The organism is Micromonospora sp. WMMA1363 (genome assembly GCF_030345795.1).
Classification (GTDB): Bacteria; Actinomycetota; Actinomycetes; order Mycobacteriales; family Micromonosporaceae; genus Micromonospora.
Genome location: NZ_JAUALB010000001.1, coordinates 4,656,830 through 4,677,668, shown reverse-complemented (window position 1 = coordinate 4,677,668; position 20,839 = coordinate 4,656,830). Strand labels below are relative to the sequence as shown.

The window sequence follows — 20,839 nt, the reverse complement described above, 5'->3', positions numbered from 1 at the left end:
GTGCCCGGTGCGAAATGCCTGTTCGGGTGGTGGATGCCAGATCGTCATCAACGAGACGTGCCGAGCCCGACACGAGGCGTGGTCCGAACGCGACTCGAACGGGTCGTTCGGATCACGGCCCTCGCCGCGCTCCCCGCCGTCGGCGCACGGCGTCGGTACCCTCCGGTGCGCTCCCCGCGGTACGGGGCTGACCTCGCGGTCGCCGGGGCTCCCGGTCAGCTCGTACGGTCGGCGATGTGGTCGCAGAGGGATTCGAGGGCGCGGCGGGCTGGACTGTCGGGGAGGGGGGCCAGTTGGGCCCGGGCATCCTCGGCGTAGCACCGCACCGTCTCTCGGGCCCGTTTCAGCGCGGGGCTGTCCCGGAGCAAACCGAGGGCCTCGGCGTGCAGGTCGTCGTCGGTGAGCGGACCGGTCGCCAGGATCTCCCTCAGCCGCACCGACGAGACGTCGGCGTCGTCGGAGGCCAGCGCGTACAGCACCGGCAGGGTCGGAACGCCCTCCCGCAGATCCGTGCCCGGCGTCTTGCCCGACTGCGTCGAATCACTGGCGATGTCCAGCAGGTCGTCGGAGAGCTGAAAGGCGACCCCGATGGTCTCGCCGTAGCCGGCGAGCGCCTCGGTGTGCGCCGGAATGGCGCCGCTGAACAGCCCACCGAAACGGGCCGACGTGGCGATCAGCGAGCCGGTCTTCTCGGCGATCACGTGCAGGTAGTGCGCCACCGGGTCGTCCCCGGGCCGCGGACCGATGGTTTCGGCGAGCTGACCGTGCACCAGCCGCGCGAAGGTGCGGGCCTGCAGGCGTACGGCCTCGGTGCCCAGGGCGGCGGCGAGGTCAGCGGCCCGGGCGAAGAGATAGTCACCGATGAGGATGGCGACCGAGTTCGTCCAGCGCGAGTTCGCACTGGGAGCGCCCCGACGCACCGGCGCCTCGTCCATCACGTCGTCGTGGTAGAGCGTCGCCAGGTGGGTGAGTTCCACCACCACTGCGGCCGACACGACCTGCGCGCGTGCCGGGTCTCCGAACTGGGCGCCGAGAGCGACCAACAACGGCCGGAACCGCTTGCCACCGGCCTCGACGAGATGCCGGGCGGCCTCGGTGACGAACGGGTCGGCACTCGCGACGCTGGCCCGCAGCTCGTCCTCGACGGCCTCCAGCACGCTCAGCACCGACTCCTCGACGCGGGAGTCGGCGAGATACAGGCCGAGCGCGCCAAACTGACCCGTGCTCCTCCGGCGCGGGCGGCCCCCCGAGCCGGACGCACCTGAACGCTCACCCGGATTCACCACGTCTCCCACCATGCCACACCCGTTCGACCAGCGCGGGGGCGGGATGGCCGCACCGGTACGAACGGATGCGGGGCCGGTACGCGCACGCGTCCCGGCCCCGCATCCGGAACGGCTGTCAGCGCACGAACTCGGCGGCACCCGTGGCGAGGTCGAGCAGCGGCGCCGGGACGACGCCGAGGACCAGGGTGGCGACCACGCCGATCATCAGCGCGGCTGAGGTCAGCCCGCCCGGCACGGTCACGGCCGGGGTCGACTCACCGGGCTCGGAGAGCCACATCATCACGACCACCCGCAGGTAGGGGAAGGCCAGCACCATGCTGGTCAGCACACCAGCGATCACCAACCAGACCTGCCCGCCCTCCAACGCCGGCCCGAAGACCGCGAACTTGCTGGTGAATCCGCTGGTCAGCGGAATGCCGGCGAAGGCGAGCAGAATGATGGTGAACAGCGCTGCGTAGAACGGCGAGCGCTTCCCCAGGCCCGCCCAGCGGGACAGGTGCGTCGCCTCCCCGTCGGCGTCCCGGACCAGGGTCACCACGGCGAACGCGGCGAGCACCGCGAAGCCGTACGCCACCAGGTAGAACATCGTCCCGGAGATGCCCCCGGAGTTCGGGGCGAGCACGCCGACCAGCAGGTAGCCGGCGTTGGCGATGGAGGAGTACGCGAGCAGCCGCTTGATGTCGGTCTGGGTGACCGCCAGCACCGCCCCGACCAGCATGGTCAGCACCGCCACCACGCCGAGGACCGGGGTGAAGTCCCACCGGGCCCCCTCGAACGCCACGTGGAAGACCCGCAACAGGGCCCCGAACGCGGCGACCTTCGTGCAGGCCGCCATGAAGCCGGTGACCGGCGTCGGTGCGCCCTGGTACACGTCCGGCGTCCAAACGTGGAACGGCGCGGCGGCGGCCTTGAACAGCAGGCCGATGGAGACCAACGCCATGCCGGCGAAGAGCAGCAGCGGGCTGGCTGTGCTGTCGGTGACGGCAGCGTTGACCGTGGCGAAGTCCACGGCGGCCGGGCGGTCCGGGATGCCGGCGGTGAAGCCGTACACCAGGGCGACGCCGAAGAGGAAGAACGCCGAGGCGTACGCGCCGAGCATGAAGTACTTCAACGCCGCCTCCTGGCTCAACAGACGCCGGCGGCGGGCCAGCGCGCAGAGCAGGTAGAGCGGCAGCGACAAGACCTCGAGCGCGATGAACATGGTCAGCAGGTCGTTGGCCGCTACGAAGATCAGCATGCCGCCGATCGCGAAGGTGGTCAGGGGGTACACCTCGGTCGCACCGGGGGCGTCCTCGGCCTGCCGGCGGTCGTCGGCCGACTCGGCGGTGACCGCCGCCTGGGCCACGAACGCCCCGCCCCGCTCGACCGAACGCTCGCCGATGAGCAGCAGCGCCATCGCGGCCAGCACCAGGATGGCGCCCTGGAGAAACAGTGCCGGGCCGTCCACCGCGATCGCCCCGCCGATGGTGATCAGGCGGTCGTCGGCGTTCAGCACGACCATGGTCAGCGCGGCGAGCACCGCCAGCAGCGCCACCGACAGCTGCACCACGTGCCGCAGTCGCCGCGGCACGAACGCCTCGACCAGGACACCGACCAACGCGGCGCCCAGCATGATGAGCGTCGGCGCGAGTGCCGCGTAGTCGATCGACGGCAGTTTCAGCTCAGTCACCGGAGCAACCTTTCGTTCGCGACTGCGGGGCTCACCGGTGGGCCTCCTGGACGGTGCCCACCGACGGGGCCGGGTCGGTCCTGCCGATGTCCTGCATGGTGGCCTGCACGGCCGGGTTGATCACGTCGGTGACCGGCTTCGGGTAGAAGCCGAGCAGCAGGATCAGCGCGATCAGCGGCGCCACCACGACCTTCTCACGCAGGTTGAGGTCTCGCTTCATGCCGTCGACCTCGGTCAGCGCCGGGTTGAGGGTGCCCTGGGTGGTGCGCTGCACCATCCACAGCACGTACGCGGCGGCCAGGATGATGCCGAGCGTGGCGATCACCGCCACCGGCTTGTTCACCGTGAAGGTGCCGATCAGCACCAGGAACTCGGAAATGAACGGCGCGGTGCCGGGCAGCGCCAGCGACGCCAGGCCGGCGAAGAAGAGCACCCCGGCCAGGAGCGGCACCAGCTTGCCGGCGCCGCCGAAGTCGCTGACCAGGGCCGAGCCACGCCGGGCGATCAGCATGCCGACCACCAGGAAGAGCAGGCCGGTGGCGAGGCCGTGGTTGACCATGTAGAGCACCGCGCCGGTGGCCGCCTGGCTGGTGAAGGCGAAGATGCCGACACCGATGAAGCCGAAGTGCGCGATCGAGGTGTAGGACACCAGCCGCTTGAGGTCGTTCTGGCCGACCGCGAGCAGCGCCGCGTAGATGATGCCGATCAGGCCCAGCGCCAGCGCCCACGGGGCGAACCACTTCGCCGCGTCCGGGAACAGCGGCAGGCAGTAGCGCAGGATGCCGAAGGTGCCGACCTTGTCCAGCACGCCGACCAGCAGCGCGGCGGCGCCGGCCGGCGCCGCGCCACCGGCGTCCGGCAGCCAGGTGTGGAACGGGAAGAACGGTGCCTTGATCGCGAACGCGAGGAAGAACCCGAGGAAGAGCCAGCGCTCGGTGCCGGTGGAGATGTCCACCTGGCTCAGCGCCACCCAGTCGAAGGTCTTCCCGCCGACCACCCACAGCCCGATCACCGCGGCGAGCATGAACAGGCCGCCGACCAGCGAGTAGAGGAAGAACTTCACCGCCGCGTACTGCCGCTGGTGGCCGCCGTAGCTGCCGATGAGGAAGTACATCGGCACCAGCATGACCTCGAAGAACACGTAGAACAGGAACACATCGGCCGCGGCGAAGACACCGATCATCGTGCACTCGAGGACGAGCAGCAGCGCGAAGTAGACCGGCACCGACCGCTTCGACGCGTCAGCGTCGTGCCAGGACGCCAGGATCACCAGCGGCACCAGCACCGCGATCAGCATCAGCATCACCAGCGCGATGCCGTCCGCGGCGAAGGTGACGTTGACGCCCCAGTTCGGGATCCAGGGGTACGACTCGCGGAACTGGAACCGCTCGCCGCCGGTCTGCCAGGTGACCCACATGACCACCGACAGCGCCAGCACCAGCACCGACCAGCCGAGCGCCACCTGCTTGGCCAGTTCCGGCCGGCGGCGGGGCAGGACGGCGACCACGAGGGCGCCGACGAGCGGCGCCACGGTGAGCACCGAGAGGAACGGGAAGTCGGACATTATGCGGCCTTACCTCCGTCGTCACTGCGCGGTCCGCCGGCGACGGCCGCGGGAGAGGCCGACAGCCTCTTGAGGTCGCTCACGCCAGCCACCCCGCCTCGACGGCCAGGAAGGCCGCCACCACCAGCAGCGCACCGGCCAGGATCGAGGTGGCGTACGACCGGACGAAGCCGGTCTGCAGCCGCCGGAGCCGGCCGGAGCCGCCGCCCACCCCGGCGGCGAGGCCGTTGACCAGCCCGTCGATACCGCGGTTGTCGAGGAAGACCAGCGCCCGGGTGAGGAAGATGCCCGGCTTCTCGAAGACCGCCTCGTTGACGGCGTCGGTGTAGAGGTTCTTCCGGGCTGCGGTGACCAGCACCCCGGCCGGCTGCGGCGCGATGGCCGTGCCGGCCCGGAACAGGAACCAGGCCAGGCCGGCGCCGACCACGGTGACCACGATCGACAGGATCGTGATCGCGAGATGGGACAGGACCGCCTCGTGCGCCTCCGGCTGGCCGCCCAGACCGGCGGTCGCCTCCAGCCACGACGGGACCGGACCGGCCATCAGCGCGCCGGCGGCGACCGAGCCGACGGCGAGCAGAACCAGCGGGATCGTCATCAGCTTCGGTGACTCGTGCGGGTGGTCGACGTCCTCGGTCCACCGCGCCGGGCCGTGGAAGGTGAGCACGAACAACCGCGTCATGTAGAACGCGGTCAACCCGGCACCGAGCAGCGCGGCCCCGCCGAACAGCCAGGCCGTCCAGCCCTCCCGCTCGAACGCGGCCACGATGATCGGCTCCTTGGAGAAGAAGCCGGAGAACGGGGGCAGACCGATGATCGCCAGCCAGCCCGTCATGAAGGTCAGCCAGGTGATCCTCATGTACTTCGACAGCGCGCCGAAGCGCCGGATGTCGACCTGGTCCTTCATTCCGTGCATGACCGAGCCTGCACCGAGGAACATGTTGGCCTTGAAGAACCCGTGCGCCAGCAGGTGCACGATGGCCAGCCCATACGCCGCGCCGCCCAGACCGACACCGAGGAACATGTAGCCGATCTGGCTCACCGTCGACCAGGCGAGCACCCGCTTGATGTCGTCCTTGGCCGCGCCGATGACGCAGCCGATCAGCAGGGTCAGCGCGCCGACGCTCACCACGACCAGTTGGAGCGTCGCGTTCGCTGAGAAAATCGGGTTCGACCGGGCGATCAGGTAGACGCCCGCGGTGACCATGGTGGCCGCGTGGATCAGCGCGGACACCGGGGTCGGGCCCTCCATCGCGTCCGGCAGCCACGCCTGGAGCGGAAACTGACCGGATTTGCCGGTCGCGCCGAGCAGCAGGAGCAGGCCCAGCACGAGAACCGTCGTGGCGGTCAGCCCGCCGACACCGGAGAAGACCTCGTCGTACTGTGTGGTGCCCAGGGTGGCGAACATGATGAAGATGCCGATCGCCAGGCCGGCGTCGCCGACCCGGTTCATCAGGAACGCCTTCTTGCCCGCCGTCGCGGCGCTCGGCCGCTCGTACCAGAAGGAGATCAGCAGGTACGACGCCAGACCGACGCCCTCCCAGCCGAAGTAGAGCATCACGTAGTTGTTGCCGAGCACCAGCAGGAGCATGGCGGCGACGAACAGGTTGAAGTACCCGAAGAACCGCCGACGGCCCGGGTCGTGCGCCATGTACTCCACGGCGTACAGGTGGATCAGGAAGCCGACGCCGGTGATCAGCAGGACGAAGACCGCGGCCAGCGGGTCGAACAGCAAACCGAAGTCCACCCGCAGGTCACCGACCGCGATGAAGTCCCACAGGCTCAGCTCGACGGACCGGTTCTCCAGGCCGCGCAGTTGCAGGAAGTAGGTCAGGCCGAGCGCGAACGCGACGCCGATCGACGCGACGCCGAGCCAGTGCCCCCACCGGTCCGCCCGGCGGCCGAGCAGCAGCAGGATCGCCGCGCTGACCAGCGGAATCGCGACGAGCAGCCAGACGCTGCCGAGCAGGCCGTCGGCCGGCGCGTACGTGACGGTGCCCGCCGGCTCGACCGGAGCGTTCGCCAGAATCTCCATCACCGCAGGCCCCTCAGTACTTCAGCAGGTTGGCGTCGTCGACGCTCGCGGAGCGCCGGGTCCGGAAGATCGCCATGATGATCGCGAGGCCGACCACGACCTCGGCCGCGGCCACCACCATCACGAAGAACGCCATGATCTGACCGTTGAGGTCACCGTTGATCCGGCTGAAGGTGACCAGGGTCAGGTTGGCCGCGTTGAGCATCAGCTCGACGCACATGAACAGCACGATCGCGTTGCGTCGGATGAGCACCCCGGCGGCGCCGATGGTGAACAGCACCGCGGCGAGGACCAGGTAGTAGTTCGGCTCGACCGAGAAGAACTCGCTCACTTGTCGGTCCCCTTCAGCGCGGTCTCCTCGGCGGTCAGCTCGCGTACCGGCAGGATCTCGGGGGTGCTCCGCTCGGTCAGCCGACCGTCCGGCAAGCGGGCGGGAGTGGCGACCGAGGAGGAGGTGGCGAAGACGCCCGGGCCGGGCTTCGGGCCGGGGTAGTTGCCGGGACGGAACCGTGCCTTCATGGTGGCGATCTGGTCCATCTTGTCCTCCTTGCGCCGCTCGATGTGGGCGAGCACCATCGCACCGACCGCCGCGGTGATGAGCAGCGCCGAGGTCAGCTCGAACGCGAAGACGTACTTCGTGAACAGCAGCCGGGCGATACCCTGCACGTTGCCCTCGGCGTTGGCGGCCGTCAGGCCGGCGGCCGCACCGCCGTCCAGCGCCCGGTACACCCCCGTGCCCACCAGGGCCGCGAAGCCGACCCCCAGGACGACCGCCGCGACCCGCTGACCGCGCAGCGTCTCGATCAGCGAATCTGTCGCGTCGCGGCCGACCAGCATCAGCACGAACAGGAAGAGCATCATGATCGCGCCGGTGTAGACGATGATCTGCACCATGCCGATGAACGGCCCCGCCTGGAGCACGTAGAACACGCCCAGGCAGAGCATCGTCAGCACCAGCCAGAGCGCCGAGTGCACGGCGTTGCGCGCGGCGACCATGCCGATCGCCCCGAGCAGCGCCAGCGGGGCGAGCAGCCAGAAGGTGACCGCCTCACCGCCGGACACCGATCCCGCCGCGGCGAGCACCGTCTGCGTGGTCATGCTCCGTCTCCCTTGTCCGCCCGGTGCGCGGCCTGCTCGGCGCCGGGGAACGTCACGCCGGGGTGCGCGTCGAGCTGGTAGCGGCCGGGCCCCATCGCTGAGCGCTCCGCGCCGGCGGAGGTGCCCGGGTTCTCCAGCGCGCCGACGTAGTAGTCCTTCTCGCTGTCACCCAACCGCATCGGGTGTGGTGGCTGCTCCATGCCGGGCAGCAGCGGCGCCAGCAGCTGTTCCTTTGTGAAGATCAGGTCCTGCCGGTTGTCCCGGGCCAGTTCGTACTCGTTGCTCATGGTGAGCGAGCGGGTCGGGCAGGCCTCGATACACAGGCCGCAGAAGATGCAGCGGGCGTAGTTGATCTGGTAAACGCTGGCGTGCCGCTCGCCGGGTGAGAAGCGCTGCTCCTCGGTGTTGTCGCCGCCCTCGACGTAGATCGCGTCCGCCGGGCAGGCCCAGGCGCACAGCTCGCAGCCGATGCACTTCTCCAGGCCGTCCGGGTGCCGGTTGAGGATGTGCCGCCCGTGGTAGCGCGGCGCCGACACCGGCGGCTTGAACGGGTAGTCGGTGGTGACGACCTTCCTGAACATGTGCGAGAAGGTGACCCCGAAGCCCTTGAACGTTCCGGTGATCGCGCCCACGTCACACCTCCTGAGAGTCCGTGCCGGCGGCCACGTTGGCCGGCTCCCGCTCGGCGACGACGCGCCGGGTCCGCGGGCTCGGTGGTACCTGAAGGTCCAGCGGCGGCAGCGGGAAGCTGCCCGGTGGACGGTTGTTGACCTGCTCGGCCAGGGTCGGCTTCGGCGTCGACGTGCGACTCGGCCAGAACAGCGTGACGAGCAGCAGAACGCCGGCGGGGATGCCGATCGCGATCAGCCTGCTGCGGCTGTCCCAGTCCTCGATCGACCGGAGACCGGCGAGCACCATGATCCAGACCAGGTTGATCGGGAGCAGGACCTTCCAGCCGAACCGCATGAACTGGTCGTAGCGCAGCCGGGGCAGCGTGCCCCGGAGCCAGACGAAAACGAAGACCAGCGCGACAACCTTGCCGAAGAACCACAGCATCGGCCACCAGCCGGAATTCGCGCCCGCCCAGATGGTGATCGGCCACGGGGCGTGCCATCCGCCGAGGAAAAGCGTCACGGTGACCGCGGACATCGTCACCATCGCCACGTACTCGCTGAGCATGAAGAGCGCGAACTTCAGCGAGCTGTACTCCGTCATGAAGCCCGCGACCAGCTCCGACTCGGCCTCGGGCAGGTCGAACGGCGCCCGGTTGGTCTCGCCGACGATGGCGATGAAGAAGATGATGAAGCTCGGCAGCAGCAGGATCGCGTACCAGCCGGGTGCGGGGATCTCGGCGCCGAACAGGCTCAGCCGCGTGCCGTCCCCCTGCTTGGCGACGATCCCGCTGGTCGACATCGTGCCGGCGGTCATGAACACCGCCACGATGCTCAGACCCATCGCCACCTCGTACGAGATCATCTGGGCGCTGGAGCGCAGGCCGCCCAGCAGCGGGTAGGTCGAGCCGGAGGCCCAGCCGCCGAGCACGATGCCGTAGACGGCCAGCGAGGAGCAGGCCAGCAGCACCAGCACCGCCACCGGCACGTCGGTGACCTGCAACGGCGTCCGGTGGCCGAAGACACTGACCATCGGGCCGAACGGGATCACCGACAGGGCGGTGACCGCGCAGACCACCGAGATGACCGGGGCGAAGAAGTAGACGACCTTGTCCGCCGTCCGGGGAAGGATGTCCTCCTTGAAGGCCATCTTCAGACCGTCGGCGAGGGTCTGGAGAAGGCCGAACGGGCCGACCTGATTCGGGCCGGGCCGCACCTGCATGACGCCGACAACGCGCCGCTCGAACCACACGCCGAGCAGCGTGGCCAGCAGACCGAACGCGAACGCGAAGACGATCTTGCCGAGGACCAGCCACCACGGGTCCCGGCCGAAGTCGGCCAGCGTCGGGTCCTGTGCGAGGAAGGTCACCGTGCCCACCTTTCGTTCGCGGGTGCGGGGCTCACTGGGCACCCCCGGAGTTGAGGAGCGGGCCAGGGCGCCCGGCGGCGTCGGCGGCGACCGGCACGCCGCCCTGTTCGGGCACGGCCACGGCGGACGCGGCACTGACCCGCACGATCGCCCCGGACCCGGCACCGAGACTGCGGCGGACCGTCGAGCCGGGCGAGTTGGTCGGCAGCCAGACAACGCCGTCCGGCATCTCGGTCACCGCCGCCGGCAGCGTGATCGCACCCCGGTCCGTACCCACGGTCACCGGCTCGCCGTCGACCACGCCGACCGCCTCCGCGGTGCCCCTGCCCAGCCGGGCCACGGGTGGCCGGGCCGTACCGGCGAGGTGCTCGTCGCCGTCGGTGAGGCTGCCGAGGTCGATCAACTGGTGCCAGGTCGCCAGCACCGCCTCCCCGGCGCCCGGCTGCGGCACGGCCACCGGATCCACCGACGGCGCGGCCGGCCGGGTGGAGCGGGTCTGCGGCAGGCCGCCCAGTTCCCGGCGGACGCTGGGCACGTCGCCGGTGCCCAGCCGCACGTCGAGCTGCGCGGCGAGTGCGTCCAGCACCCGCCCGTCGGTCATCGCGGCGGTGTGCAGCACCGCGTCGAAGGAGCGCAGTCGCCCCTCCCAGTTCAGGAAGCTGCCGTCCTTCTCGACCACCGGAGCGACCGGGAAGACCACGTCCGCCCGGCGCGCCACCGCGCTGTTCCGCAGTTCGAGGCTGACCAGGAACGGCACCGCCGCCAGGGCCTCCTCAGCCAGTCGCGGGTCGGCCAGGTCGGCCGGGTCGACCCCGGCCACGACCAGGGCGCCGAGCTGGCCGGCGACCGCCGCGGCGAGGATGCCGTCGGTGTCCCGGCCGGCCTGGCTGGGGATGACACCGGCCGGGATGTCCCACGCCTCGCCCAGCTCCGCCCGCGCCGCGGGCTCGGTGACCAGGCGGCCGCCCGGGAGCAGGTTGGGCAGGCAGCCGGCGTCCAGCGCGCCGCGGTCACCCGCGCGCCGCGGCACCCAAGCCAGCTTGGCGCCGGTCCGCCGGGCGACGTCCGCGGCGGCGGAAAGGCCGCCCGGCACCGCGCCCAGCCGCTCGCCGACGATGAGGATCGCGCCCGGCTGGCTCAACGCGTCGGCGACCGTAGCGTGCTCGGCGAGCACACTGGCCTCCTCACCCGGCACCACCCGGGCCAGCTTGGCACCGAGTTTCTCCAGGCCGCGGGTGGCGAACGGTGCGATCGCGTACACCGTCAGAGTCTTCTTCAGGTATGCCTTGCGCAGCCGCAGGAAGAGGATCGGGCACTCCTCCTCCGGCTCCAGGCCGACCAGCACCACCGCCGGCGCCCTCTCGACGTCGGCGTAGGTGACGTCGGTGGCCCCGGCGACCGAACTGGCCAGGAAGTCGGCCTCCTCGCGGGAGACCGGCCGGGCCCGGAAGTCGATGTCGTTGGTGTGCAGGGCGACCCGGGCGAACTTGGCGTACGCGTACGCGTCCTCGACGGTCAGCCGGCCGCCGGTGAGCACGGCCGTGCCCTCCCCGCCGTCCCGTGCGGCACGCAACCCCTCGGCGGCGACGGTCAGCGCCTCGCTCCAGGACGCCTCGCGCAGCTCACCGGTCTGCGCGTCGCGTACCAGCGGGGTGGTTAGCCGGTCGTCGGCGCGGGCATACCGGAAGCCCCAACGACCCTTGTCGCAGTTCCACTCCTCGTTGACCGCCGGATCGTCGCCGGCCAGCCGCCGCAGCACCTTGCCACGCCGCCAGTCGGTGCGCTGCGCGCACCCGGCCGAGCAGTGCTCGCAGGTGCTGGGGCTGGAGACCAGGTCGAAGGGGCGGGCCCGGAACCGGTACTGCGCGCCGGTGAGCGCGCCGACCGGGCAGATCTGGATCGTGTTGCCGGAGTAGTACGAGTTGAAGGGGACGTCACCGGCCCCGTCGTCGGCTGCGCCGTACTCCTCGTCCCGGTAGATGTTGATCTCCTCGGCGGACGACCGGTTCATCAGGTCGATGAACTTGTCACCGGCGATCTCCTCGGAGAACCGGGTGCAACGCTGGCAGAGCACGCAGCGCTCCCGGTCGAGCAGCACCTGGGTGCTGATCTCCAGGGGCTTCTCGTACTCCCGCTTGTGCTCGTGGAACCGGGAGTCGGCGCGGCCGGTGGACATCGCCTGATTCTGTAGTGGACACTCGCCGCCCTTGTCACACGTCGGGCAGTCGAGCGGGTGGTTCACCAGCAGCAGCTCCATGATCCCCTCTTGCGCCTTCTGGGCGACCGGGGAGGTGAGCTGGGTCCGCACGACCATGCCGTCGGCGACCGTCTGGGTGCAGGAGGCGACCGGCTTACGCTGCCCCTCCACCTCGACCAGACACTGCCGGCAGGCACCGGCCGGGGCCAGCAGCGGGTGATCACAGAACCGCGGGATCTCGACACCCATCTGCTCGGCGACCCGGATCAGCAACGCGCCCTTCGGCGCGGTGACCTCGACCCCGTCGATGGTGAGGGTGACCGTATCGGTCTTCCTGGCAACGTCGGTCACAGTGCTTGCCTTTCGCTCGCGACTGCGGGGCTCGCTCCGCTCACTCCTCGCGCTCGCAACGCTCGCCTTCCGCTCGCAACTGCGGGGCTCGCTCCGCTCACTCCTCGCGCTCGCAACGCTCGCCTTCCGCTCGCAACTGCGGGGCTCGCTCCGCTCACTCCTCGCGCTCGCATCAGTGGGCTCCCACCAACTGCTTGTCGGACAGCTTCGGCGCGGTACGTCCCTCGATGTAGTCGAGGTAGTCCTGCTTGAAGTACTTCAGCGACGAGGTCACCGAGCTGGTCGCGCCGTCACCCAGACCGCAGAACGAGCGGCCGAGGATGTTGTCGCAGGTGTCCAGCAGGGTGTCCAGGTCATCCTGGGTGCCCTGGCCGGACAGGATCCGGCGGTAGACGCGGACCATCCAGTAGTTGCCCTCACGACACGGGGTGCACTTGCCACACGACTCGTGGTGGTAGAACTCCAACCACCGGTAGGTCGCGTACACCGGACAGTCCTGGTCGGAGAAGATCTGCGTGGCCGTGGTGCCGAGGATCGACCCGGCCGCCGCGACTCCCTCGAAGTCCAGCGGCACGTCCAGATGCTCGGCGGTGAGCAGCGGCGTCGACGAGCCGCCCGGCGTCCAGAACTTCAGGCTGTGCCCGGGTTGCATGCCGCCGGCCAGCTCGATCAGCTCGCGGAGCGTGATGCCCATCGAGCACTCGTACTGGCCGGGGTTCGCGATCCGCCCGGAGAGCGAGTAGATCATCGGCCCGGAGGACTTCTCGGTGCCCATCGTCCGCCACCAGTCCGCGCCCCCGAGCACGATGTACGGGACGCTGGCGATGGTGCCGACGTTGTTCACCACGGTCGGGCTCGCGTACAGGCCGTGGGTCGCCGGGAACGGCGGGCGGAGCCGCGGCTGGCCCCGGAAGCCCTCCAGGGAGTCCAGCAGCGCGGTCTCCTCGCCGCAGATGTACGCCCCGGCGCCCGAGTGCACCACGAGGTCCAGATCGAACCGGGAGCCGAGGATGTTCTTCCCGAGGTAGCCCTTGGCGTACGCCTCCTGGACCGCGTTGCGCAGCCGGCGCGCCGCGTGCACCGCCTCACCCCGGACGTAGATGTAGGCGCGGTTGGCCCGGATCGCGTACGACGCGATGATCACGCCCTCGACCAGCGAGTGCGGGTCGTGCGTCATCAGCGGCAGGTCCTTGCAGGTGCCCGGCTCGCCCTCATCGGCGTTGACCACCAGATAGTGCGGCTTCCCATCGCCCTGCGGGATGAACCCCCACTTGAGGCCGGTCGGGAAGCCGGCGCCGCCGCGACCGCGCAACCCGGAGTCCTTGATCAGCTGAATCAGGTCGTCCGGGTGGGCCCTGACTGCCTTGCGCAGCGCCGCGTACCCGGTGAGCTTCTCGTAGCCGCCGATCCGCCAGGCGTCGGGCGACAGCCAGCGCCTGGTGAGCACCGGCGTGAGCTTGGCCAGCGTCTCCGGCCGAGGCGTGGTCACTTCTGGGCCCCCCTGTCGCTCGTGGTCGGGGAGCCGGTACCGGCCCCCGACTCCGCATCCCTGAGGTTGCGCTCCTGCGCTGCGGCCCCGTCGCCGGCGGGCTTCGCATCACCGGCGGGCGGGTTCGCCGCCACGCCCGCCGCCTCGGCCTGCTGAGCGTCGCGGGACGCCGGAGGTGGGCCGTCCGCCGGCACCTTGGTGCCCGGCGCGTCAGGGACCGCCGTCCCGGCGTCCGGCTGGCGAGTCTCGGCGGCCCGCACCTCGGGCGACTTGTCGTCCGGGGCCTTCACGTCGCGGGTCGTGCTGCCGGCGGCCTCGGCCGCCGGCGCCGGCTCGCCCGTGCCGGCGTTGCTCGCGGCCGCCGCCTTCGCGGCCGCCTCCGCCTTCGCCTTCTCGGCGGCCCTGTCGGCCTCGGCCTTGCTCCGGATCGGGGTGTTCGGGTCGAAGCCGGCAACCGAGATGCCGTGCTCCTGCGCCAGCCGCAACCCACGCAGGGTCGGCGCACCCGGGACCCCGTCGGCGACCGCGCCCTCGCGCGCGTCGGCGAACCCGGCGAGCTGGACCGACATCTCCTTCAGCGGGCAGAGCCGGGCGCCCCGGGAAGGCATCGGCCGGCCGCCTGCGCGCAGCTCGTCGACCACGCCGACGGCGGTCTGCGGGTCGACGTTGTCGAAGAAGTCGTAGTTGACCGTCATCACCGGCGCGTAGTCGCACGCGGCCAGGCACTCGGCGTGCTCCAGGGTGACGGATCCGTCGGCGGTGGTCTCGTCGTGGCCGACGCCGAGGTGCTCGGCGAGGGTGTCGTAGACCTCCTGGCCGCCGAGCACGTTGCACATCGTGTTCGTGCAGACGCTGACCAGCCAGTCGCCGGTCGGTCGACGCTTGTACATGGTGTAGAAGGAAGCCACCGCGCCGACCTGGGCCTTGTTCAGCCCCAGCACCTCCGCGCAGAACGCGATGCCGGCCGGGGAGACGTATCCCTCCTCGGCCTGGACCAGGTGCAGCAGCGGCAGCAGCGCCGAGCGGGACCGGTCGGCCGGGTACCGGGCAACGATCTCCCGTGCCCGGGCCCGGGTCTCGTCAGTGAACGTCGTCGTCATCAGCGTCGCCTTCCGTTCGCGACTGCGGGGCTCGCAAGCTCGACTCGCATTCCTGCGCGACCACGTCCCACCCGAGCCGCCCGGGAACGCTCGCTCTTCGCACTCACCTGTCACAACCCCCCATGACGGGGTCCAGCGATGCGCCGCCGGCGATCACGTCGGCGATCAGACCACCCTCGGCCATCGCTGGCAGCGCCTGGAGGTTGACGAAGCTCGGCTCCCGGTAGTGCACCCGGTACGGTCGGGTACCGCCGTCGGAGACCGCGTGCACGCCCAACTCGCCGCGCGGCGACTCGACCCCGACGTACACCTGACCCGGCGGGACCCGGAAGCCCTCGGTGACGAGCTTGAAGTGGTGGATCAGCGATTCCATCGACTGACCCATGATCTTGGCGACGTGCTCCAGCGAGTTGCCCATGCCGTCGACGCCGATGGCGAGCTGGGCCGGCCAGGCGATCTTCTTGTCGGCAACCATGACCGGACCCGGCTTCAGCCGATCCAACGCCTGCTCGACGAGCTTGAGCGACTCGCGGATCTCGGCGAGCCGGACCAGGTAACGGCCCCAGACATCGCCGTCGGTGTGGGTCGGAACGTCGAACTCGTACGTCTCGTAGCCGCAGTACGGCATGGTCTTGCGCAGGTCCCAGGCGAGGCCGGCGGAACGAAGCACCGGGCCGGTCACACCGAGCGCGACGCAGCCGGTCACGTCCAGCACCGCGACGTTCTTCGTCCGCTCGATCCAGATCGGCTGGCCGGAGAGCAGGTCCTCGTACTCCTTGAGCTTCTTCGGCATCAGCGTCAGGAACTCGCGGATCTTGACAATGGCCTCGTCCGGCACATCCTGCGCGACACCGCCCGGCCGGACGTACGCGTGGTTCATCCGCAAACCCGTGATCATCTCGAAGATCTCGAGGATGTACTCCCGCTCCCGGAAGCCGTACAGCATGATCGAGATGGCGCCCAGCTCCATGCCGGTGGTAGCCAGCCAGACCAGGTGCGAGGAGATCCGGTTGAGCTCCATCATCAGCACCCGGATGGTGGTAGCCCGCTCGGTCACCTGGTCCTCGATGCCCAGCAGCTTCTCCACCGCCAACGAGTAGGCCGTCTCGTTGAACAGCGGGGACAGGTAGTCCATCCGGGTCACGAAGGCCGAACCCTGGACCCAGTTGCGGTACTCCAGGTTCTTCTCGATCCCCGTGTGCAGGTAGCCGACGACCGAGCGGGCCTCCCGGACCGTCTCGCCCTCCAGCTCCAGAATCAGCCGCAGCACGCCGTGCGTGGACGGGTGCTGCGGGCCCATGTTGACGACGATCCGCTCGTCGTTGATCGGGTCGGTGCCGGAGACCACGGTGTCCCAGTCCCCACCGGTGACGGTGAAGACCTTACCCTCGGTGGTCTCACGCTCGGTGGCGTAGTTCGAAGCGGTCACCGTGCCTGCCCTCCGTTCGCGACTGCGGGGCTCGCAAGCTCACTCCTCGCGCTCACTGGTACGACCTCCGCTGGTCCGGCGGCGGGATCTCGGCGCCCTTGTACTCGACGGGCACGCCGCCGAGCGGGTAGTCCTTACGCTGCGGGTACCCCTCCCAGTCGTCCGGCATGAGGATCCGGGTCAGGTTGGGATGACCGTCGAAGACGATGCCGAACATGTCGTACGTCTCCCGCTCCTGCCAGTCGGCAGTCGGGTAGACGTTGACCACGCTGGGCAGGTGCGGGTCCTCGACGGAGACCGCCGCCTCCAGCCGGACCCGACGCCGGTACGTCATCGAGGTGAGCTGGTAGACGACGTGCAGCCGGCGCTCGTCGGCGCCGAGGTAGTCCACCCCCGACACCGAGGAGCACAGCTCGAAGCGGAGCGCGAGGTCATCCCGCATCACCTGGCAGACCTCGGCGATCCGCTCGGGCCGGACGTGCAGGGTCAGCTCGTCCCGGTCCACCACGACCTTCTCGATCGCGTCGGCGAAGCCCGGGTACGCCTCCTCCAGCGCGTCGGTTACCTCGTCGAAGTACCCGCCGTACGGGCGGGGCGTGTCCTCGACGGCGTGGCCGGGACGGACCAGACCGCCGAAGCCGGAGACGTCACCGGTGCCCTGGTTGCCGAACATGCCGCGGCCGGCGGGGCTGGCCGGCGGGTGCTCGGCCGGGGCGCCGCTGGTGGCGCCGGCCGGGGTCACCGGTACCGGCACGCCGCCGTCGTTAGCCGTGGTCACTTGACACCCCCATGCTGGTGCAGGTGGTTCTGAGCCTTCATCCAGTTCTCGATCCGCAGCTGCTCCTCACGGCCCTCGCGGACAGCCTTTGTCCACTCGGCCCGCCGGGCCTTGTCGCTGCGGTACGACGACGGCATCGAGCCGTACGGCACCACCGGCACGTCGCCACGGGCCTTACGGGCCTCCAACATCTTGCGGCCGTTGGCGCCGAGTGGCTCGTGCATGATCTTCTCGCGGAGCTTGAGCACCGCGTCGATGAGCATCTCCGGCCGGGGCGGGCAGCCGGGCAGGTACATGTCCACCGGGACCACGTGGTCGACGCCCTGGACGATCGCGTAGTTGTTGAACATGCCGCCGCTGCTGGCGCAGACGCCCATCGACAACACCCAGCGGGGCTCGGCCATCTGGTCGTAGATCTGCCGGAGCACCGGGGCCATCTTCTGGCTCACCCGGCCGGCCACGATCATCAGGTCGGCCTGTCGGGGCGAGGCACGGAAGACCTCCATGCCCCAGCGGCCCATGTCGTAGTGCGGGCCGCCGGCCGCCATCATTTCGATGGCGCAGCAGGCGAGGCCGAAGGTGGCCCCCCAGACCGATGACTTACGCGACCAGTTGACCAGCTTCTCCACCGAGGTGAGCAGGACACCGGCGGGGAGCTTCTCCTCGATACCCATCTGAGTTTCTCCCTCAGTCCCAGTCCAGGCCGCCGCGCCGCCACACGTAGGCGTACGCGACGAAGACCGCGACGATGAACAGGACCATCTCCACGAAGCCGAAGATCGGCAGGGCGTCGAACGAGACCGCCCAGGGGTAGAGGAAGATGATCTCGATGTCGAAGACGATGAAGAGCATCGCCGTCAGGTAGAACTTGATCGGGAACCGGCCGCCGCCGACCGGCTGCGGGCTGGGCTCGATGCCGCACTCGTACGCCTCGAGCTTGGCCTTGTTGTAACGGTGCGGGCCGGCGAAACGGGCGGCCGCCACGGAGAACAACGCGAACCCGGCGGCGAGGGCGAACAGCCCGATGATCGGTACGTAAGGCGAGAGCGACATCGTTTCTCCTGCTCCGTCCTTCCCTGCCCTCGGTGCTTGGCGGAAATCACACTATTCACGTCCCCGCCCGCCACTGCCGGCGGGGGGTCGATCTCTGTCCCCGCTCCGGGGCCGCCAGCGGACCCGGACCTGGCCTCTCCACCGAGCGTGCGTTGGCCGCCACGCTGCGACTCGCCGCTCACTCGTGCGCTACACGGTTGGCGCCACCTTCGTCATCGCGTTGATGACCCGGTCCGTCGCGTCCCCGCCCCGCGGGTCGGTCAGGTTGGCCAGCAGCTTGAGCACGAAGCGCATCAGCATCGGGTGCGGCAGGCCGTACCTCGTGGCGGCCCGCATCACCTCGGGACGGCCGATCAGCTTCACGAACACGCCGCCGAGCCGGTAGTAGCCACCGAACCGCGCCTTCAGCTCGGTCGGGTACGCCCGCAGCGCCCGTTCCCGTTCCGCGCCGGCCGGCCGGGCGAGCGCCTGAACCGCGATCTCCGCGGCCAGCTCACCCGACTCCATCGCGTACGCGATGCCCTCGCCGTTGAACGGGTTGACCATGCCACCGGAATCGCCGACGAGCATCACTCCCCGGGTGTAGTGCGGCACCCGGTTGAAGCCCATCGGTAGCGCCGCCCCGAGGATCGGTCCCTCGGCGTTGGTCTCGTCGGTCATCCCCCACTCCTCGGGGGTGTTGGCGAGCCAGTCGGTGAGCAGCCGCCGGTAGTTCGTCTTCCCGAAGGCCGCCGACGAGTTGAGCACGCCCAGGCCGACGTTCACCCGGCCGTCACCCAGCCCGAAGATCCAGCCGTACCCGGGCAGCAGCGCGTCGCTGCCCTTGCTGCGCAGCTCCAACCAGGACTCGAGGTAGTCGTCGTCGTGCTTGGCCGGGCAGCGGTAGTAGCGCCGGACGGCCACCCCGATCGGCCGGTCCTCCCGCTTGGCCAGCCCCAGCGCGAGCGGGAGCCGACCGGATACCCCGTCCGCCGCGACCACCAGCGGGGCGCGGAACGTGGCGGGCTCCTTCTCGGGGCCGGTCTCGGCCTCGACGCCGACCACCCGGCCGTCGCCGTCGAGGACCGGACCGGTGACGTTCACGTTGGTGCACAGCTTGGCGCCGGCAGCCACGGCGCGCCGGGCGAGCAGGTCGTCGAAATCCAGTCGGGTGCGCACCAGCCCGTAGTTGGGGAAGCTGGCCAGGTCGGGCCAGTCCAGTTCGAGTCGAACCCCACCACCGATCACCCGCAGACCACGGTTGTGGAGCCAGCCCGCCTCGGTCGAGGTGTCCACACCCATCCGGATCAGCTGCCGCACCGCACGTGGCGTCAGTCCGTCGCCGCAGACCTTCTCCCGGGGGAACTCGGTCTTCTCCAGCAGCAGCACCCGCACGCCGTGCCGAGCCAGGTGGTACGCGGTCGCCGACCCACCGGGACCGGCGCCCACGACGATCACCTCGGCATCGTTCTCCACCGTGGTCATCCGCGCCTCCTCCCGCACGCTCGTGAAATGCTTCACAAGCCAACCGGTGTGGAGTCTATGACCGGCGCTACAACGGCACCTGGTGAGGGATACCTAACTTGCCGGAAACAGGCCGCTCAGTGGCGCATCGCGGCGGCATCGAGACCGGCTTCGGCCCGGATCGTGGCGGGCAGGTGCTCACGCAGCGCCCCGCCGGCCGCCCGGTCCAGGGCGGCCAGCACCTCGGCCACCACCTGACGCACGTCCGCGGGATCCGCGCCGGCCAGCGCCCTGAGCTGGGCGATGAGTTCGGCGTCGTCGTCGTCGGTGGGTGCCGTTCCGTCCGTCCGGTCGAGTCCCGTCATGCAGTGAGCCTACGGGGCAAAATGGACTAAATACGGATATTCACGAAAGCTGGTTTGTGGGTTCCGCCCGGACCGCGCGGTGCAGCGCGACGACTCCGCCGGTCAGGTCGCGCCAGGCCACCCGACTCCAGCCGGCGGCGCCGATCCGCGCCGCCAGCGCCGCCTGGTCCGGCCAGGCCCGGATCGACTCGGCGAGGTAGACGTACGCGTCGGGGTTGCTGGCGACCGCCCGTGCCATCGCCGGCAACGACCGCATCAGGTACGACAGGTAGACCGTCCGGAAGGCCGGATTCACCGGGGTGCTGAACTCGCAGACGACGAGCCGGCCACCTGGCTTCGTGACCCGAGCCAGCTCGCGCAGCGCAGCGTCGGTGTCGTTGACGTTACGCAGCGCGAAGGAGATGGTCACCGCGTCGAAGCTGGCGTCGGCGAAGGGCAGCCGCAGCGCGTCGCCGGCCAGCAGCGGGACCCTCGGCCGGGTTCGCTTGCCGGCGTACAGCATGCCGAGGGAAAGGTCGGCGCCGACCGCGTAGGCCCCCGAGTTGGCCAGTTCCTCGGTCGAGACGCCGGTCCCGGCGCCCACGTCGAGCACCCGCTCGCCCGGCCGCAGGTCGAGCGCGGACCGGGTGGCCCACCGCCAGAACCGGTCCCGCCCGAAGGAGAGGACGGTGTTGGTCCGGTCGTAGCGGGCCGCCACACCGTCGAACATCGCGGCGATCTCGTGCGGCTGCTTGTCCAGACTGGCGCGCTGGCCCTGCGGCGTACTCACCCCACCCACTCTGCCAGCCGCCCGGAAGGGCGCGCAGGCAGGACCCCTGGTCAACGCTTCCGGCAGCGACAGTGGGGGCGGGATGGTCACCCATCCCGCCCCCACTGCCGTGCGTTATGTGAACGACCCTCCCGGGTCGATGGAGGACACCGCGATCGGACCGCCCTGGTCGGCCGGCGATCGACGCGGCGAAGCCATCACACCATCCCTGACCTGCCTCGTCACGGAATCGG

The 20,839-nt window shown here is 70.2% G+C and carries 18 protein-coding genes; all 18 read right to left on the bottom strand.

Annotated features, from left to right (window positions below; genetic code table 11):
• Positions 1-215 precede the first annotated feature (215 nt).
• A complete protein-coding gene (locus QTQ03_RS21815) occupies positions 216-1,298 on the bottom strand; it encodes a polyprenyl synthetase family protein (protein ID WP_289279656.1) in 1,083 nt (360 codons plus the stop codon).
• 103 nt (positions 1,299-1,401) lie between these two features.
• Complete coding sequence (gene nuoN, locus QTQ03_RS21810) at positions 1,402-2,955, bottom strand: NADH-quinone oxidoreductase subunit NuoN (protein ID WP_289279655.1); 1,554 nt, start codon at positions 2,953-2,955, stop codon at positions 1,402-1,404.
• Positions 2,956-2,986: 31 nt separating this feature from the next.
• Complete coding sequence (locus tag QTQ03_RS21805) at positions 2,987-4,519, bottom strand: NADH-quinone oxidoreductase subunit M (RefSeq protein ID WP_289279654.1); 1,533 nt, start codon at positions 4,517-4,519, stop codon at positions 2,987-2,989.
• A gap of 79 nt (positions 4,520-4,598) precedes the next feature.
• The gene (gene nuoL / locus QTQ03_RS21800) at positions 4,599-6,554 is read right to left on the bottom strand and encodes an NADH-quinone oxidoreductase subunit L (protein ID WP_289280934.1); all 1,956 of its coding nucleotides are present in this window, start codon (positions 6,552-6,554) and stop codon (positions 4,599-4,601) included.
• 13 nt (positions 6,555-6,567) lie between these two features.
• Complete coding sequence (nuoK, locus tag QTQ03_RS21795; RefSeq protein ID WP_289279653.1) at positions 6,568-6,885, bottom strand: NADH-quinone oxidoreductase subunit NuoK; 318 nt, start codon at positions 6,883-6,885, stop codon at positions 6,568-6,570.
• Complete coding sequence (locus QTQ03_RS21790; RefSeq protein WP_289279652.1) at positions 6,882-7,652, bottom strand: NADH-quinone oxidoreductase subunit J; 771 nt, start codon at positions 7,650-7,652, stop codon at positions 6,882-6,884. Before QTQ03_RS21790 ends, nuoK begins: the two co-directional genes overlap by 4 nt.
• Positions 7,649-8,284 carry an NADH-quinone oxidoreductase subunit NuoI gene (nuoI, locus tag QTQ03_RS21785; protein WP_289279651.1) on the bottom strand — a complete coding sequence of 212 codons (636 nt, stop codon included), beginning with the start codon at positions 8,282-8,284 and terminating at the stop codon, positions 7,649-7,651. Before nuoI ends, QTQ03_RS21790 begins: the two co-directional genes overlap by 4 nt.
• A 1-nt stretch (position 8,285) precedes the next feature.
• Positions 8,286-9,632, bottom strand: coding sequence for an NADH-quinone oxidoreductase subunit NuoH (gene nuoH / locus QTQ03_RS21780; protein ID WP_289279650.1), 1,347 nt, complete (start codon positions 9,630-9,632; stop codon positions 8,286-8,288).
• 31 nt (positions 9,633-9,663) lie between these two features.
• Positions 9,664-12,180: an NADH-quinone oxidoreductase subunit G gene (locus QTQ03_RS21775; RefSeq protein WP_289279649.1), complete on the bottom strand. Its 2,517-nt coding sequence runs from the start codon at positions 12,178-12,180 to the stop codon at positions 9,664-9,666.
• A 172-nt stretch (positions 12,181-12,352) separates the two neighbouring features.
• Complete coding sequence (gene nuoF, locus QTQ03_RS21770) at positions 12,353-13,669, bottom strand: NADH-quinone oxidoreductase subunit NuoF (protein ID WP_289279648.1); 1,317 nt, start codon at positions 13,667-13,669, stop codon at positions 12,353-12,355.
• Entirely contained in the window at positions 13,666-14,769 is a 1,104-nt protein-coding gene (gene nuoE, locus QTQ03_RS21765; RefSeq protein ID WP_289279647.1) for an NADH-quinone oxidoreductase subunit NuoE, read from the bottom strand. Before nuoE ends, nuoF begins: the two co-directional genes overlap by 4 nt.
• Positions 14,770-14,872: 103 nt before the next feature.
• Positions 14,873-16,198 (bottom strand): NADH-quinone oxidoreductase subunit D, encoded by a 1,326-nt coding sequence (locus QTQ03_RS21760; RefSeq protein ID WP_289279646.1) that lies wholly within the window; start codon positions 16,196-16,198, stop codon positions 14,873-14,875.
• Positions 16,199-16,250: 52 nt separating this feature from the next.
• On the bottom strand, positions 16,251-16,976 hold the full coding sequence (locus QTQ03_RS21755; RefSeq protein WP_289279645.1) for an NADH-quinone oxidoreductase subunit C: 726 nt from the start codon (positions 16,974-16,976) through the stop codon (positions 16,251-16,253).
• Positions 16,973-17,650 carry a NuoB/complex I 20 kDa subunit family protein gene (locus QTQ03_RS21750; RefSeq protein WP_289279644.1) on the bottom strand — a complete coding sequence of 226 codons (678 nt, stop codon included), beginning with the start codon at positions 17,648-17,650 and terminating at the stop codon, positions 16,973-16,975. The genes QTQ03_RS21755 and QTQ03_RS21750 overlap by 4 nt, the downstream gene beginning before the upstream one ends.
• Positions 17,651-17,663: 13 nt before the next feature.
• Entirely contained in the window at positions 17,664-18,029 is a 366-nt protein-coding gene (locus QTQ03_RS21745) for an NADH-quinone oxidoreductase subunit A (RefSeq protein ID WP_289279643.1), read from the bottom strand.
• 189 nt (positions 18,030-18,218) lie between these two features.
• Positions 18,219-19,493 (bottom strand): geranylgeranyl reductase family protein, encoded by a 1,275-nt coding sequence (locus QTQ03_RS21740; RefSeq protein WP_289279642.1) that lies wholly within the window; start codon positions 19,491-19,493, stop codon positions 18,219-18,221.
• 116 nt (positions 19,494-19,609) lie between these two features.
• Entirely contained in the window at positions 19,610-19,837 is a 228-nt protein-coding gene (locus QTQ03_RS21735; protein ID WP_289279641.1) for a hypothetical protein, read from the bottom strand.
• A 40-nt stretch (positions 19,838-19,877) separates the two neighbouring features.
• Entirely contained in the window at positions 19,878-20,606 is a 729-nt protein-coding gene (locus tag QTQ03_RS21730) for a demethylmenaquinone methyltransferase (RefSeq protein ID WP_289279640.1), read from the bottom strand.
• Between the last annotated feature and the right edge of the window lie 233 nt (positions 20,607-20,839).

Bases quoted from the DNA above. Each gene is read 5' to 3' on its own strand.
- nuoL (WP_289280934.1), bottom strand. From the start codon at position 6,554: ATGGAGATTCTGGCGAACGCTCCGGTCGAGCCGGCGGGCACCGTCACG.
- QTQ03_RS21790 (WP_289279652.1), bottom strand. From the start codon at position 7,652: ATGACCACGCAGACGGTGCTCGCCGCGGCGGGATCGGTGTCCGGCGGT.
- QTQ03_RS21740 (WP_289279642.1), bottom strand. From the start codon at position 19,493: ATGACCACGGTGGAGAACGATGCCGAGGTGATCGTCGTGGGCGCCGGT.
- QTQ03_RS21745 (WP_289279643.1), bottom strand. From the start codon at position 18,029: ATGTCGCTCTCGCCTTACGTACCGATCATCGGGCTGTTCGCCCTCGCC.
- QTQ03_RS21815 (WP_289279656.1), bottom strand. From the start codon at position 1,298: ATGGTGGGAGACGTGGTGAATCCGGGTGAGCGTTCAGGTGCGTCCGGC.
- nuoE (WP_289279647.1), bottom strand. From the start codon at position 14,769: ATGACGACGACGTTCACTGACGAGACCCGGGCCCGGGCACGGGAGATC.
- QTQ03_RS21735 (WP_289279641.1), bottom strand. From the start codon at position 19,837: ATGACGGGACTCGACCGGACGGACGGAACGGCACCCACCGACGACGAC.
- QTQ03_RS21750 (WP_289279644.1), bottom strand. From the start codon at position 17,650: ATGGGTATCGAGGAGAAGCTCCCCGCCGGTGTCCTGCTCACCTCGGTG.
- QTQ03_RS21805 (WP_289279654.1), bottom strand. From the start codon at position 4,519: ATGTCCGACTTCCCGTTCCTCTCGGTGCTCACCGTGGCGCCGCTCGTC.